Genomic DNA, 15,016 nt, shown 5'->3' on the forward strand with positions numbered 1-15,016 from the left:
ATGCTGCACTAGGAGCAACAATTAAACTAGCAGCTAAAAGACCGAAAGCAATTACTCTTTTCATTTTTGTAGACCTTTGTGTGTTGTGTGATATCGAACTTTTTGTTTGTTGGTTATTTATTGGGCGTTGCTTGTATCGTTGATTGCAACGCCAGTTAATATGACGTTTCAGCTAGTCTAAGTCAGAATTAGCGACGATTTCTTTGTCTTTGGTTGTTGCGGTTGCTAGCATCTTGTCTGTTTTCTGATTCAAAATCAGCCGCACCATTTTGAACGTTTCCTTGAATGTTATCTTGCTCTTGCTTCGCGCGACGACCACGGTATTTGCGAGCGGGCTTACGGTAACCGCGACGACGGCTCTTACCATCGATTACTTGTCTTTGGTTGCTAACGTTCTCAGCGTTTTGCTGGTTGAAGCTACCATCAGTTGCAGCACCGTTCTGCTCGTTAAACTGATCGTTGGTTTGACTTTGTCTGTCTGCAAATGCTGCACTAGGAGCAACGATTAAACTAGCAGCTAAAAGACCGAAAGCAATTACTCTTTTCATTTTTGTAGACCTTTGTGTGTTGTGTGATATCGAACTTTTTGTTTGTTGGTTATTTATTGGGCGTTGCTTGTATCGTTGATTGCAACGCCAGTTAATATGACGTTTCAGCTAGTCTAAGTCAGAATTAGCGACGATTTCTTTGTCTTTGGTTGTTGCGGTTGCTAGCATCTTGTCTGTTTTCTGATTCAAAATCAGCCGCGCCACTTTGAACGTTTCCTTGAACGCTATCTTGCTCTTGCTTAGCGCGACGACCGCGATATTTGCGAGCGGGCTTACGGTAACCGCGACGACGGCTCTTACCATCGATTACTTGTCTTTGGTTGTTAACGTTCTCAGCATTTTGCTCATTGAAGCTACCATCAGTTGCAGCACCGTTTTGCTCGTTAAACTGATCGTTAGTTTGACTTTGAGTATCTGCAAATGCTGCGGTAGGGGCAACAATTAAACTAGCAGCTAAAAGACCGAAAGCAACTACTCTTTTCATTTTTGTAGACCTTTATGTGTTGTGTGGTGTCGAACAGTTTTTATTTGTTGGGTTATTTATTGGGCGTTGCTTGTATCGTTGAGTGCAACGCCGGTTAATGCGACGTTCAAGTCAATCTAATTAGTAGCAATTAGCGACGATTTCTTTGTCTTTGGTTGTTGCGGTTGCTAGCATTTTGTCTGTTTTCTGATTCAAAATCAGCCGCACCATTTTGAACGTTTCCTTGAATGTTATCTTGCTCTTGCTTAGCGCGACGACCACGATATTTGCGAGCGGGCTTACGGTAACCGCGACGACGGCTCTTACCATCGATTACTTGTCTTTGGTTGTTAACGTTCTCAGCGTTTTGCTGGTTGAAGCTACCATCAGTTGCAGCACCGTTTTGCTCGTTAAACTGATCGTTAGTTTGACTTTGAGTATTTGCGAATGCTGCGGTAGGAGCAACGATTAAACTAGCAGCTAAAAGACCGAAAGCAACTGATTTCTTGAACATGATTGAAGACCTCATTGGTTATGTGTTGTTGAGCTTGGTTGTTGAACTTTGTCGTTGAACGAGGTTGAATTTTAGTGAGAGTTTTAATTCAGTGAGAGTTTTGATTTTGTTCACTCTAGATTCATTTAATTCATATTAAGAATAAGAACCTTGAGGATTTCCTCTGAGTGAGTTTGTTTTTGTCTGATATTTGAGGATACAAAGTGAGTTCGGTTCATTCCAGATTAAGTCTGATTTTTTTTTGGAAAAATTTTCGAACCCCTTAACAGCTCCTAATTTCAGCTTGATATAACATTCCTGGCTGGAGTTATTAACTGTTCCTAAGGAACTTTATTTAAAAGCCCTGAGGGAAACATAAGAAAATATCAGTTTCAATACTATTCATAACTGATGTATTTCTATTTTTGTTCCCGAAACAGCTTTACTAACTATATAGGATTGCTATAGAGTTAATAGTGAACCTGACACCTAATATTTTTAACCCAAGTTCTTGGGTGCGTCAAGTGTTTTGTTAAATTATTTGAGCACTATTTTTTTTTGGTGTTAGGATGTACGACTATAAACAAGACATAAATGCTGTAGCTGTGAAACGTAAAGCAAAACCACGAATTGCCTTTCTCCGCGAACAAGCAGGATTAACCCAGCTTGAGCTATCACGTCTTGTAGGCGTGACCGAAAGTACAGTTCAAAACTGGGAAAGTGGTAGGACCGGAATTAACCATATTGAAAGAGTCGCGAGGTTTTGCAAGGCTCTCAATTGTCGGGTGGAAGATCTATTAGAGTATGTAGATAATTCATCCAGTAGCGATGTAAAGCCGAATTCATTGAGTGAAATTCACGATTTATTAGGAACAAACGAACCTTCTTTAGGAAAGAATGAGAAATCAGGACTGACTGAAGAACCAAAATCGAATAATAAGTCTAATATTTCACTGTAAAACTTTATTTCTGACTCACTTTAAGGTTATTTTGTCTTGCCTGTGCCTGTTTGTTAAATTTTCCTAAAAGAGCTTGGTTGTTGTTTAAATTGACATTTCAGGTTCATACTTTTCGAGTTTACAAGGTAGCGGATAAACATAGAATGTACGATGTTCACGCATATTCGTGTTAATTCCGCAAGAGTCTTCCGATTTAATTATCTAATTCAAAGTTTAAGATTTTTGCCTTTTCTAGAGTGAGTCTCGTTCGCTTCTCCACGCTAAAGCTAATGGAAGAGATTCTAAGTGAGGTGCAATATATTGATCACATACGGTTAAAAGCACTCTCGTATAATGTTTTTGCAGTAACTGACTCTTTAAAAGCTTTTTTAGCAAAGCTTCTAGGGACTAGCAGAGCAATGGATTATTGGATAGGTTGTTGAATGAGTCTGCTTATTTAATCTTCTATTAGATTTCAAGTTACGAACCTTAAGATTAGAATAATTAAAATTAATATTCATGATTTTATCTTTCATGAAAATCAATATTTCCCTGAAAGGAAACTTATTATAGATTAAAAAATAATTGAGAATAAATAGAGAAGAAATCGGGAAGAAATCGAGAATTGAGACTCTCGCGTCCATTCATATAAAAAAATAATGCTACACATCAACTCTTTGAATCTGCTCCCTATTCCTTTTCATAAGCGGAGTGTATCAAAATTAAAGTAAATCAGTACTAAATTGCGTGAAATTTAAGTTGACCAATAGGAATAACCTTTCTCCCAGCACTAAATACAAAAATCTGATAATCTCCCTTTTCAGGTAATTGACAAGAGATTTTGGTTTTACCCGATCCACTTATTTGACTCGAGCATCTTTGAATTTCTAATTCCTTGCGTTGATTTGACTGATTATTTTCCAATAAGTCCCCAATTGAAAATTCCGTTTTTTTCGCCTTGGTAAATACAGCTACTATTTTCTTTCGATAGTTGGTAGAAGTGTTAATTTCAATTACAGCTGTTTTTTGAACGGATGACTCATACTGTTTTGGTGAGGTAATATCCAATTCTTCACTGAAAAAATAAGGAGTTAAAAGTGGCTGCTTCTCAAATTTATCTTGATCTGTAGGGTTTTTTAAAAGTTGCCAACTTGATAAATCAGGTAAGTGACTAATAATCATTACCTCTGGAGGAGGCATAAGATAATTAGCATTATATGAAATACCAGATTTATTAGAATTACTATCATCCCAGGTTGCATCAATTAATTGCCATTGACCTGCAACTTTAACAGCATTCCATGCATGCAAAGTCCAATCATAGCCACTGTTGAGAAACCTTAATCTCCTTGGAATTAAATCGACAGGAGCTAAATCTCGCCGGACTTTTCCTTCAAGATAAACAACGTTTAAACCTATACTCCGCCCCAACGCAGCAAATAATTTAGCATAACCTTCACACACTGCTTTGTGAGTTTGAAAAACCGTTTTCGCATCCTGAGGAGGTCTTATTCCCGTTTTAAGTACCTCTAAATCGTAAGTGACTCGACTAACAACATAGTCATGTAAAGCTTTTACTTGTAAATACGGGTCTTTTTGTTCCCTAGCTATATATTGTGCAACAGATTGAATACTGATTTCAACATCAGATGGAAGATTTGCAACAATAGGATCGATATCTCCATAATTGTTCCATGGCCAGTATTGATTTGATACGGGTGGTTTTGGTCGATATATTAGAGTATGGATATGATTATCGATTGTAAACTGGTTAGCCTGGTACACAAATGTCGATAAAAGTAAAGCTACTCCCAAAATATATTTCCATTGAATTTCACCAGAATTGGGATCTTTGAGGGTGTTTACAGAAAATACAGGAGATTTCTGATCGAACTCAGATTCTCGGAGATTAGTAAAATAAACAATTAAACTAATAATTACAATCAGTCCAAATATACTCAGTAAAATAGTGTGAATACTTAGGTTAGAGATTTGTAATATTATATTTTTTTGAGAAAATAAATATATAGATAATACTACCAAAGCAAAGATTAGGAAGAGCGAGGAAAATTTACGTATCATGCGCCTTTTTCGTCTTTGCTCGCGCTTGCGTACTTCCTCCCGAAAACGCGTTTCAAAATCTTCTGGCATACAAATCCTTTCTTGAACAAGAATACTATCTGTGTTCAATCTAGCAAGTAATATGTAGGATATGGGTCAAATTTAGTAAAAAACTTATCTCTCTCCCGACCTTAACCTTGCAACGAATACAGGTGGAATTTGATTGTAGTTATTCCATCCACCAAAAGAGTTAGTTTGAGCGGGATCTTGAGTTGGAAAAGCAGGTTCTTCTAAACCATCTAAGACAAAGCCAAAGTGAAAAGCTGAACTTAAAAGTAAATGTAAAGGTCGATGAAAATAAATGTGTGGTTGTGGTTGATTCTCAACCGCTAATCCACTTATACTACTTGGTTCTAAGTATGATTTAACTTTTATTGAATATTCAGTTACTAATTTACCCTCTACATCACTGGTTTCTGCAAGCATGCTCGCACCTACATGATTGAAACAAGGATGACACACTGAAAATACAAAACATCCTTTGGGACGTAATAACTTTGCAAGCGATCGCATTAAAGGATCGATTTGAGCCATATCCATCAAAGCCATTGTAGAAACAGCTGCATCAAAAGAATTTTCACCTAGTCTCAGTAAAGCTGTTTCATCAGTTGCATCAAGCACCTGAAACTTAACCGATGTTTCATCGGGTTTAGTTCTTTTGCATGCATTGATAATCATTTCTTCTGCAAAGTCAATTCCCAATACTTGCGCGCCAAGACTTGCTAACCAGCGGGAGGTTAAACCATTACCACAACCTACATCTAAAATTTTCTGTCCTGGTTGTAAGTTTAATAATCTTTGAGTAGAGGGGCGAATAAGGGTTTGATGAAAATCATTACCTTCGTCACCCATACGTTCATCCCAAATTTGAGAGTTCGCATTCCAAGCTGCGCGTGTCTGCTCGTTGAGTGAGTTTATAGATGCATCTGTCATTGAAATTTGTTCTAATTCTGATAGTAGTTGGAAATATTCGCTCAGAAATCAATATTTAAATGATTAATTTATATAGCGTTGGTGAATGCGTAATACTAAATAATTTGTAATGGGGGACGATGGTGAGTGTGTAATACTTTTAATGTAAATATCTAGGGAAAATCAATTTTTCAATGATGTTATTTCTCAATTAGGATTCTCTATTCAGCAAGACCTTTAATTCAGATAATTTCTCCCTAGTTAATAACACGAAAGTTTTAACATGGATTAATCGCGAAATAATATAGAAGCAAACTCTCGTAAATATCCTCGCCAAACCAACCATTCATGTCCGCCTTTCGTTGGAAACCAAATGTGTCTAATTCCAATTTTTTCTAATTGTTTATGGATTGCTTGATGGTTAGAGTAAAAATTATCTTGAGCACCACAACCTAACCAAAATAATTTTAATTTTAAATTAGCTAAAGTTGGATTTTGAAAAACTCCACCATAAGATGTATCAATATTAAAATCTTTCAATAAAGAACTAAAACCACCGACCCAGGAAAACTTATCTAAATTATTCAAGCCAACTTCTAATGCTTGTCCTCCTCCCATAGAAAGACCAGCAATTGCTCTAGAATTTCTATGAGCAATTGTCCGATATTGACTGTCAATCAAAGGAATTAAATCTTTAATTACTACTAGGGGGAAAGCTTCATTTTTCCAAGAATCTGGTGGAAGTTTTACCCCTGGTTTGGTTGCATAACCGTTGTCCATAACTACAATCATCGGTATGGCTTGACCTGTGTTTATGAGGTTATCAAGAATAAAATTAGCTTTACCTTGTTGAGTCCAAGCCCATTCACTTTCACCAGCACCATGCTGTAGATAAAGTACGGGATATCTGCGTTTAATATTAGCGTTATAATTGGGTGGAGTGTAGACAAGAACTCGGCGTAATTTACCGGTTACTTGGGAATGATACCAACGTTGGCGTACTTCGCCATGGGTTGCTACTTTAGGATTATAAAAATCAACTTTGGGATGGGGAACTTCCAATCCACTTGTAGCTTTTCCCCAACCAAAATAAGTTTTACTTGCTGGGTCGTTGACTGGGGTACCATCAATGATTAACTGGTAGTAATGGAATCCGGGATTTATGGGAATTGTCACTATCCATAGCCCATCTTCACCACGAATTAAATTAGTTGGCTCTTTCCCGAATGGGTTTTTAGAGTCGAGTCCGATAACTTGTACACTTTTAGCTAATGGTGCTTTAACACGAAATGTTACCTTTCCATCAGAATGGATATATGGATATTCTTTGTTTGGGACGTTAGAAGGTGCTCTAGAGCCATTTTTTAATTGTGCGTAAACTGGTTGGGAACAAATTAGAGAAATTATAAAAGCAATACAAAAGGATGTGATTTTGTTCATTTACTGTGGTAGGTGCAGATAGTAATGGTAATTTTCTATTTATAAAAATGGAAGTACCCATTTAATTTGAAGGTGATTTTTCAACTGACAAAACTCCCAAAGTATTTTTATGGGATTTTGCATTTGTTTCTTATCCTGTAGTTTTTTTTATTTTAAAGCTATAAATTTACAATCTTAACATTTTGTTTTCGTTACTCATTTAATTGAACCCTTATTTGTAATACTTAAATATCTCTATAGATAATTGTGGATAAATCATTAATTACCCATTACCCATTACCAATTACCCATTACCCATTACCAATTACCAATTACCCATTACCAATTACCAATTACCCATTACCAATTACCAATTACCAATTACCAATTACCAATTACCCATTAACATCCACACCTACACTATTATTTTGAAGATAACCATCTTCCATATAAACGATTCGGTCGGCAATATCAAGGATCCGATTATCATGGGTGACAAGCAAAATTGTACAACCTTGTTCTTTTGCTAGCTTTTGCATTAATTCCACCACATCACGCCCAGATTTTTTATCAAGTGCAGCAGTGGGTTCGTCTGCCAAAATAATTTTAGGTTGACTAACAAGTGCGCGAGCAATCGCTACCCTTTGTTTCTGTCCACCTGACATATTTTCTGGATAATAATTTGCACGATTTCCCAAACCCACGCTCTGCAACATATCGTTTGCGATTGCATCCATGTCCGCAGTCAACATGTTGTCGTGTAACTCCAGGGACATTCGTACATTTTCTTGTGCAGTCAAAAATGTCATTAAATTATGTGCCTGAAAAATATAGCCGATTTGACGGCGAATCTTTGTTAGATTCTGTTTGCTTGCACCACAAACGTCTTTCCCTAAAATCTTCAAAATACCTTCCTGTGCAGAACGTAGTCCACCGATTAAGGTCAACAGTGTAGTTTTTCCTGAACCGCTTGGACCAGTCATAATAACAATTTCACCTGGGTAAATATCTAAATTAATATCAAATAGCACTTGTTTGCGCAGTTCACCTTCTCCAAAGTAATGGTTAAGATCTCGAGCACAAATAACTGCTTCTGTCGATAAAGATTGGTTAGAATCAAGAGAGTAAAGACTTTCCATGGGTTGAAGGTGTAATTAGCTTGAAAGTGTAATTAGCTTGAAAGTGTAATTAGCTTGAAAGTGTAATTAAATATGTTGTGGTGAAATTTAAAGATTATTCTTATATCGAATATTCGATATAAAAAGTCATTCCTAGTATGCCAATATGTTTCTATAATTTGAAACCTGTAATTCGAAACCCAAAACTAAAAAATGTCAGCAGGATCCGCAGATTGAAGTTTGCGCATTGCGATCGCTCCCGAAGCAAAGCACATAATGATGGTCATAACAAACACATTAATGCTTCGAGCTACTGTCATCCCAATAGGAAGCATAGTAGCAGCATATGCTAGTTGATAAAGTCCAAATGACAGTACAAATCCAGGAATGTAGCCCAGCACGGCGAGGAGAATAGCTTCTTGTAAAAGAGTTACTAATAGGTAGCGATCGGTATATCCCATCGCCTTTAAAGTTGCATATTCTGGTAAGTGATCTGATACATCAGAGTAAAGAATTTGGTAAACAATTACGATCCCGACAATAAAACCCATTACTACGCCAAAACCAAAGATAAAACCGATACCGGTGCCATCCGACCAATAATTTTTTTCAGTTTCGGCAAAGTCATCTGGCGTAAGCACTCGTACATCATTGGGTAGATTAGTCTCTAAATGCAATCGTACACTTTCAATATCTGCGTCTGCTTTCAGTTTGATTAAACCAAGTTCAATGCGATCAGGTTTGCGTTCTGGAAACAATTCCATAAAGGTCGAATCACTAGTAATAATATTGCCATCAGCAGCAAAGGAAGCACCCAAAGTGAATAAACCTTTTACTTGAATCAATTTACTATTAACTTCAGTCTCAACAGTACCCTGTTTTTTGAATATATCAGCGATTGCTCCATACTCAGGTCTTCCTGCACGATCAAAAAATACCCGGTTCAGTTGCTTGAGTTGTCCCAAATTCTGATCAATCTCAGGAAAATTAAAGGTAGATTTTGTCGAATCAACTCCCCAAACTAAAATGGCGCGACTGAGGTGAGTTTTGGGATTTTTCCATTGAGCAGTATTAATATATACGGACTGCACTGATTCGACTCCTTCATAAGCCAAGCTTTGGTATAAACGCGCCCTAGAAAAGCTTTTGACTGAGAATAAAGTTTGAAATTGGGGATTAATCAAGACTAGATCTGCTTGTAGCGATCGGTGAGGTTTTGTCGCTGAATTGAAAAGCGCACCTTCAAAGCCCATCTGAACAAACATAAGAATATCTGCAAAAGCAATACCGGCTATAGCTACAGCGAAGCGAGTTTTTTGCTTTGTCAACTGTCGCCAAGCTAATGGTGTTCTTCGAAACAATTTATGAAACATATTTAAATGACTTGTCTTAGAAATTTTAGAAATTATTTAATTAACAATCAAAATCAGCTATCTATTACCGTTTTGAGGTTCTCTTTTCATTGTCCAAAACTTGAGTGGTTGTTCGCCGGTTCTCAAAACTTCAAAACCATGTTTTTGGTAAAAGCGAATAGCCCCAGGGGTATCAGTTTCCAGATAACAAGGTAAACCTTCTTCGTCTGCTTGTTTGAGGACCGGTTGAATGAGTGAACCGCCAATTCCTTCTCCCTGACAAACAGGTGAAACTCCCAAACCAAAGAGATACCAATGAGGTACGGGCATATCTTGTGTGTGGTATTTGTCAAGTAACGCAAATGGGGAGATAAACTTTTTCAGGTTTTTCCAACCCAACTGGAAAGGAATTCTATAGAATCCTGTGAGCATAAATCGCAGGTTATTAAAAGGATATGCTCCTGGTGGGATCCAAATTGCAATCCCTTTAATTTCTGGAGTGGTATATGTACAGTTATGAGGGAGGGAATATCGTAAGCTAGCTTTCCATATATCGTGCAATAATTTATCTTTTACCTTATCTTCTTGGGGTAACGCATAGCTAAAAAGTGGGTCTTTAAGAAATGCTGCAGCAAGAATTTGGGAAGCTTTATCGATTTGTGATTTTTCTAGCAGGATAATTTCAGAAGTCATCATATTTTTCTCCATATGACTGCATCAAATTTTGTTTGAATAACTTATAGGACTTATGTTGCTTGTGAATCCCATATTTGTTCAATGTCAGTTCTTAAGTATTTTCTGACTTTGATATTGTCTGAGCTTGTTCGTATAGTTTGTGCCATAAAACTATTCCTTTATCTGCACGAACAAAATTATTAACCTTCAATCCACTCTTTCGAGGTCGAGTTGACATCAAAATTTTGTAGTCATCCGGTTGAACTAGATTTAATTCCACCCACACAAAAGCTCTGGAAATTAACTGACTAACCCAAGGCATACTGAATGGAGTATAGTAACGGAAATATGCCCAAGTATTCTCTTCATCGATAGGTGTTGCAACTACAAATAATTTGATTCCACCAAAGCCAAAATCAAATATAGCTAAGTTGGGGAAATGTAAGCGATGTCGGAAGTTCGCAACACTCATGCTTTGGCTTAATGTTGGGTGATTTGAATTTTGGTGATTTGAATTTTGGTCATCTGATTTTTGCGGTCTGATTCGTCCCCAAGTATGAATTACTTCACCTTCAACTTTTGCATCAAAAGGATCTAACAAAGTAGAAGAACCAAAACCAGATAACCGAGCAACGTTATGATGTGCAAATACAAAATGATGCAGATCGATTAGTAAACTTTCTACAGCTCGAGTAAAAGGAACATTCCAACTCATCATTCCCGAAGCCCAACGTTTTGGATGGTTTTGCAATTCTTCAAACCAAGGAATTTGGGATTGTTCGGATTGAGCTTCTCCCCACCACAACCATACTAGACCATGTGCTTCTTTTACCTCATAAGGTTTTACCCGCATTTTTGAACTGATGTGAGCCTTCTCACCTTCGCAAGGCATTAAGGTGCAATTACCTTGATTATCGAAACGAAAACCGTGATAAGGACACTGTAGACAACCATCTACTACCTTACCTAGAGCAAGGCTTGCACCTCGATGCGGGCAGTGTTGAGCTTGACAAACGACTTTACCACTACTGTCTCGCCACAGAACTAGATCCATACCCAAACGTCTAAGCGCAACAGGTTTTTTATTGATCATTTGCGATTCAGCGATCGCCCACCATTTGTTCTTTAAAAACATAACTTTTCCTTATATCAAACATTCGTTATAAAATAATTCAAACGTAAAATAATGAAAATAATTTTTATAGTTGTATTGCTGTTTCTACCTGTAAATTAGTCAACCCTGAAGCACGCTTGCTATCTTCAGGATTTAAGCGGATTTTGACATCAACAACACGACGATCTAAATTTTCTCCGGGCTGGTTACTAAAAACATTTTGGCGATTAACTTGCAAACCGATTTGAGTTACTTCCCCCTTCAATTTACTATTTAATGCTTGTCCGCTAATAATTGCTTTTTGTCCTACTTTTATTTTATATATATCAGTTTGATAAACTTCTGCAATTACCATCATTTGATTTGTTTTAGCTATTTCGGCTACACCAGAATCACCAATTTTTTCACCTTTACGAACATGAATCTTAATAATTTGCCCTACTATGGGAGCACGGATATAAGCTTGTTCGAGATTAGTTTTGGCTTGTTTAAGTGTGGCGATCGCGCGATCTAACTCTGCTCGTGCAACTTTAATATCAACTGGACGAACTTCAGCAATTTGGTTAAGAGTTGCTTTGGCTGCATTAATTTGTTCCTGTCCAGAGGAAATAATGCGTTTGAGGTTAGCTTGGGCTTCAGCTAATTGCTGTTGTGCAGTTTCCCAGGTCAAGCGTTTGCTATCTCTACTTGATGCAGAAATCGCTCCTTCTTGATAAAGATTTTGGTTGCGTTGATATTCCGACTGAGCATTATTTAATTCAGCTTGAAGTCGAGCTATTGTTGCTTTCTGGGCAGATATTTGCGTGCTGTTTTCTGCCTGAAGTCTAGCTATGGTTGCTTTTTGGGCAGTTATTTCCCCGGATTTGGCACCGGCTTTTACCTGTGCTAGTTTCGTTTGTGCAACTTTCACCTCTTGTTCAGCTTGGGTAAGAGCATCTTGTAAACGTTTATAGGAATCTAAAACAGCAATGGTTTCTCCTACTTTGACAGTATCCCCTTCCTTTACCAATAATTGTCCGATGCGATCTCCATCCAAAGTTAAAGGTGCGGATAACTCAATTACTTCCCCTTCTGGTTCGAGTCTTCCTAAAGCGGTAACTTTCTTCATTGGAGATGGTTGGTCAACTGCTTGAGCAGTAGGTTTTTGGAGTGATTGAAACTGAGATAAGCCATAAACAGTAAGTACACCAGAGACAGCGGTACCAGCTATTATCAAACCTAATAGGTTTTTGATCGCAGGTTTTTTACTTGCAGACTTAGGAAGTAGTTCTTGACTCATACTTTCTCCTATTAATTCTCTAAATTTTGATTTTCTAAATTTTTAATATCTAAATTTTGACTCTTTAAATTTTGATTATCTAAATATTGACAAACCATCTTTTTGAGTAATTCTCCTTGCTCCTCGTAGGAAATTACATCTCCTTCAAACATACGCCCGATTAATAACCCACTAACCACGTTCATGACGAAACTTGCTAAAACTCGATCTTGAATTTGTAAATACTTAGAAAGTTCTTGTCTTGTCTTTTCCTGAACAGTTTGAAGAATTTTATTACTTAAAACGATAGCTTTTCCTTGCTGCTGATAGAAGTCACATAATATTAGTGTTTGATTGATAAAATAATCTTCATTTTTCGCAAGGAAATCAATTAAAGTATGAATTCGCTCTGGTAAAGTTTCTACGTCTTGTGCTTCAGCCAAAAAATCAGAAAGATCCCGTTCGGCTTGCTCTTCAATTAGCTGTAAGAATAAGGCTTCCTTATTGGGAAAATAATGATATAAGGTTCCAGTTGAAACCCTGAGTTCTTTTGCAATCTCACGCATGGTGATAGATGCATAACCCTTTTGGGCAAACAAGTCAAAACTTTTCCATAATAATTCTTTGCGGTACTGCTCGTGGTCTACAATTTTCGGCATCGATCTACACTGAATTTATTTTTAAGGCGTAAAGGCAAGGTACTAATTATCCCATCCATTTACTCTACTCGTTAGCGATCGCGAAACGTCGCGTCACTAAATATTTAACTTAATCAAATCCAATACTATACTAGCACATATATCGAACGTGCGTTATAAAAAAACAAGAATTAAGAGCCAAGCAACTAAATAATAAATTATCGGTCGCCCTTACCAACCGCCAATCGAAATAAATTGGTCATTAATCATCGATCCTAGTTCAAACATCAGTGAACGATGACTAACGACCAATTACTAAAGATAACCTTCCATTATTATTCCTTTTTATTAACCTTTGCACATTTGTAAGACTTGGCGATCGCTATCACCAATCGAACTCAAACGATAGTAATTTTGAAGTCTAACAGAATGATTGTAGTTGGTGACAGTATTCTCTGTACCAGAGAACCCTCTTACAGAAGCCACTTGAGATGTGCTAGTTTCACCTGGATAGCTATTGACCGTCATTGCGAGTTTTCCATTTTGACGCAATGCTCCTCGGAAACAGCTAAATTCTGAACTGGGCATATATAAAGCACCCGTCACTCTACCGTACTTCCGTTCAAAAATTATGTAACCTTTACCTAATTGTCCTGGTTGGGGAGATTGACCGTAGAGATAAACTCCGTCTTTTTGGGGTAAGGTTGTCCGTTTGCGAAGTGAAGAAGTGCTTATAGAAGCTTGATACTGGTTGATATCGCCAACTGTTCTCAATGATGTATCCCAATTATGAGAATAATTCCCATTATTGTTAACAAAAAAATTAGTACTTTGTGAAGAACTAGAAGAACTGTAGGAGGAAAAAGAGCCTGTAGCAGTCTGCGAATTCAATGATGCAGTCTGGGAATGATGCATTTGACTCGCAGATACCGGATTTGTAGTTTCCGCAAATACTCCAATAGCCAAGGAAAGAGCAAAGAAGGGGACTTTCCAATTTAGATTTGAAGATAGACGCTTGATATTGTTCAACATTTTGTTCCCCATTTTAAAGCACGTAATTTTATGAATAGTTGTTTTTGGTTTCTGGGTGATATCGTCTTTTAGTTACATTGTCTGACAAAAAAAATACTTGAATAAATAAAATTTTGATTTTTTGTTGGATTTCGGTGGGCTGAAAAATTAGCTAATATGATTATTAGACTCACGTGGTCCAAAATCCGCCGAAGTTTAGTCACAACACAATTTAATTTTTAAATATTGAATTATCAGCAGAAGCTAACAATTTATAAATAGATCAATGATGTTAATTAGAAATTAAACAATTATGAGTTACAAGTTTTAAGTTAAAATCTTGAGTCACAAATGTTTAAATTGGTTCTGCACTTACTGCTTTGTGGTTGTGACGTAATGTTTAAGAACTAGTCAAAAGAAATTTACTATCATACAGACTAATTTACTATGCTGCAATAACTTGAGAATTCTTTCTTAAGTCTAGATTCTAAAAATCTTAGGTTCAGGTTATGTCTGCAACTCATTTATCAACAAATAAATATTACTAGAGATTTCCTCCTTTGGTACATTGCGCAATTTTCTATTTCTTACTGTTAGGTTGTGATAAATGTGCCGGTAAAGTAAGTGACTTAGATCACATATTGTTCAAGCAGTATCAATATTTAGGTTTAGATTATCCAAGTAAATAAAATTTTGACAGAGTATCCGCCTTGTTTGCTTAAAATATCCTACTTTTTCCGGTGAATAAAACTTTAATCAAACAGATTTGGCGTAAATTGGGAAAAATGGAGGGAATTTACAAACTAATTTACAAAATTGAAAAAAATATAAATTATTAAACTACAAAATATTTTTGAATCATTGCTCCTTTTTTTTTTAGTAGAATCTCTAAAAATTAACTTTCTTTGAGTTAATACAAGTTTTAGGAATTACTTTTCGGAATTTTTGCGGAATAT

General features: G+C 36.7%; 15 protein-coding genes. 2 read left to right on the forward strand and 13 right to left on the reverse strand.

Annotated features, from left to right (window positions below; genetic code table 11):
* Positions 1-188 precede the first annotated feature (188 nt).
* From BC008_RS05020 to BC008_RS05030, 3 genes are all read right to left on the reverse strand, one after another.
* The gene (locus BC008_RS05020; RefSeq protein WP_058183289.1) at positions 189-548 is read right to left on the reverse strand and encodes a hypothetical protein; all 360 of its coding nucleotides are present in this window, start codon (positions 546-548) and stop codon (positions 189-191) included.
* A gap of 124 nt (positions 549-672) precedes the next feature.
* Complete coding sequence (locus BC008_RS05025) at positions 673-1,032, reverse strand: hypothetical protein (protein WP_058183291.1); 360 nt, start codon at positions 1,030-1,032, stop codon at positions 673-675.
* A 130-nt stretch (positions 1,033-1,162) separates the two neighbouring features.
* Entirely contained in the window at positions 1,163-1,525 is a 363-nt protein-coding gene (locus BC008_RS05030) for a hypothetical protein (RefSeq protein ID WP_058183294.1), read from the reverse strand.
* A gap of 584 nt (positions 1,526-2,109) precedes the next feature.
* Between BC008_RS05030 and BC008_RS05035 the strand changes: the two genes are divergently transcribed.
* Complete coding sequence (locus BC008_RS05035; protein ID WP_027846308.1) at positions 2,110-2,463, forward strand: helix-turn-helix transcriptional regulator; 354 nt, start codon at positions 2,110-2,112, stop codon at positions 2,461-2,463.
* 717 nt (positions 2,464-3,180) lie between these two features.
* Here BC008_RS05035 and BC008_RS05040 read toward each other — a convergent pair.
* From BC008_RS05040 to BC008_RS05050, 3 genes are all read right to left on the reverse strand, one after another.
* Positions 3,181-4,593, reverse strand: a complete 1,413-nt coding sequence (locus tag BC008_RS05040) for a transglutaminase domain-containing protein (protein WP_058183296.1) — start codon at positions 4,591-4,593, stop codon at positions 3,181-3,183.
* Positions 4,594-4,677: 84 nt separating this feature from the next.
* A complete protein-coding gene (locus BC008_RS05045) occupies positions 4,678-5,496 on the reverse strand; it encodes a class I SAM-dependent methyltransferase (RefSeq protein ID WP_036268311.1) in 819 nt (272 codons plus the stop codon).
* A gap of 267 nt (positions 5,497-5,763) precedes the next feature.
* The gene (locus BC008_RS05050; protein ID WP_058183298.1) at positions 5,764-6,915 is read right to left on the reverse strand and encodes an alpha/beta hydrolase-fold protein; all 1,152 of its coding nucleotides are present in this window, start codon (positions 6,913-6,915) and stop codon (positions 5,764-5,766) included.
* A 246-nt stretch (positions 6,916-7,161) separates the two neighbouring features.
* On the opposite strand from BC008_RS05050, the gene BC008_RS48045 reads away from it, so the two are divergent.
* Positions 7,162-7,326 (forward strand): alpha/beta hydrolase, encoded by a 165-nt coding sequence (locus BC008_RS48045; RefSeq protein WP_153009520.1) that lies wholly within the window; start codon positions 7,162-7,164, stop codon positions 7,324-7,326.
* On the opposite strand, the gene BC008_RS05055 is transcribed toward BC008_RS48045, so the two are convergent.
* The 7 genes from BC008_RS05055 to BC008_RS05085 form a co-directional block, all read right to left on the reverse strand.
* Positions 7,290-8,033: a DevA family ABC transporter ATP-binding protein gene (locus BC008_RS05055; RefSeq protein WP_027844263.1), complete on the reverse strand. Its 744-nt coding sequence runs from the start codon at positions 8,031-8,033 to the stop codon at positions 7,290-7,292. The two genes, BC008_RS48045 and BC008_RS05055, sit on opposite strands and share 37 nt — an antisense overlap.
* A 185-nt stretch (positions 8,034-8,218) precedes the next feature.
* Positions 8,219-9,385, reverse strand: a complete 1,167-nt coding sequence (gene devC / locus BC008_RS05060) for an ABC transporter permease DevC (protein ID WP_027844262.1) — start codon at positions 9,383-9,385, stop codon at positions 8,219-8,221.
* Positions 9,386-9,442: 57 nt separating this feature from the next.
* Positions 9,443-10,060 (reverse strand): GNAT family N-acetyltransferase, encoded by a 618-nt coding sequence (locus tag BC008_RS05065; protein ID WP_235595799.1) that lies wholly within the window; start codon positions 10,058-10,060, stop codon positions 9,443-9,445.
* A 91-nt stretch (positions 10,061-10,151) separates the two neighbouring features.
* Positions 10,152-11,174 carry an aromatic ring-hydroxylating oxygenase subunit alpha gene (locus tag BC008_RS05070; protein WP_027844260.1) on the reverse strand — a complete coding sequence of 341 codons (1,023 nt, stop codon included), beginning with the start codon at positions 11,172-11,174 and terminating at the stop codon, positions 10,152-10,154.
* 64 nt (positions 11,175-11,238) lie between these two features.
* The gene (locus BC008_RS05075; protein ID WP_027844259.1) at positions 11,239-12,432 is read right to left on the reverse strand and encodes an ABC exporter membrane fusion protein; all 1,194 of its coding nucleotides are present in this window, start codon (positions 12,430-12,432) and stop codon (positions 11,239-11,241) included.
* An 11-nt stretch (positions 12,433-12,443) separates the two neighbouring features.
* Positions 12,444-13,070 carry a TetR/AcrR family transcriptional regulator gene (locus BC008_RS05080; protein ID WP_027844258.1) on the reverse strand — a complete coding sequence of 209 codons (627 nt, stop codon included), beginning with the start codon at positions 13,068-13,070 and terminating at the stop codon, positions 12,444-12,446.
* 327 nt (positions 13,071-13,397) lie between these two features.
* Positions 13,398-14,081, reverse strand: coding sequence for a hypothetical protein (locus BC008_RS05085; protein ID WP_058183300.1), 684 nt, complete (start codon positions 14,079-14,081; stop codon positions 13,398-13,400).
* Positions 14,082-15,016 lie beyond the last annotated feature (935 nt).

Origin of the sequence: Mastigocoleus testarum BC008 (assembly GCF_001456025.1) — a bacterium.
Taxonomy (GTDB): Bacteria; Cyanobacteriota; Cyanobacteriia; order Cyanobacteriales; family Nostocaceae; genus Mastigocoleus; species Mastigocoleus testarum.

Coding starts and splice junctions, on each gene's coding strand:
- devC (WP_027844262.1), bottom strand. CDS start 9,385: ATGTTTCATAAATTGTTTCGAAGAACACCATTAGCTTGGCGACAGTTG.
- BC008_RS05050 (WP_058183298.1), bottom strand. CDS start 6,915: ATGAACAAAATCACATCCTTTTGTATTGCTTTTATAATTTCTCTAATT.
- BC008_RS05080 (WP_027844258.1), bottom strand. CDS start 13,070: ATGCCGAAAATTGTAGACCACGAGCAGTACCGCAAAGAATTATTATGG.
- BC008_RS05075 (WP_027844259.1), bottom strand. CDS start 12,432: ATGAGTCAAGAACTACTTCCTAAGTCTGCAAGTAAAAAACCTGCGATC.
- BC008_RS05045 (WP_036268311.1), bottom strand. CDS start 5,496: ATGACAGATGCATCTATAAACTCACTCAACGAGCAGACACGCGCAGCT.
- BC008_RS05030 (WP_058183294.1), bottom strand. CDS start 1,525: ATGTTCAAGAAATCAGTTGCTTTCGGTCTTTTAGCTGCTAGTTTAATC.
- BC008_RS05020 (WP_058183289.1), bottom strand. CDS start 548: ATGAAAAGAGTAATTGCTTTCGGTCTTTTAGCTGCTAGTTTAATCGTT.
- BC008_RS05055 (WP_027844263.1), bottom strand. CDS start 8,033: ATGGAAAGTCTTTACTCTCTTGATTCTAACCAATCTTTATCGACAGAA.
- BC008_RS05085 (WP_058183300.1), bottom strand. CDS start 14,081: ATGTTGAACAATATCAAGCGTCTATCTTCAAATCTAAATTGGAAAGTC.
- BC008_RS05040 (WP_058183296.1), bottom strand. CDS start 4,593: ATGCCAGAAGATTTTGAAACGCGTTTTCGGGAGGAAGTACGCAAGCGC.
- BC008_RS05065 (WP_235595799.1), bottom strand. CDS start 10,060: ATGATGACTTCTGAAATTATCCTGCTAGAAAAATCACAAATCGATAAA.
- BC008_RS05025 (WP_058183291.1), bottom strand. CDS start 1,032: ATGAAAAGAGTAGTTGCTTTCGGTCTTTTAGCTGCTAGTTTAATTGTT.
- BC008_RS05070 (WP_027844260.1), bottom strand. CDS start 11,174: ATGTTTTTAAAGAACAAATGGTGGGCGATCGCTGAATCGCAAATGATC.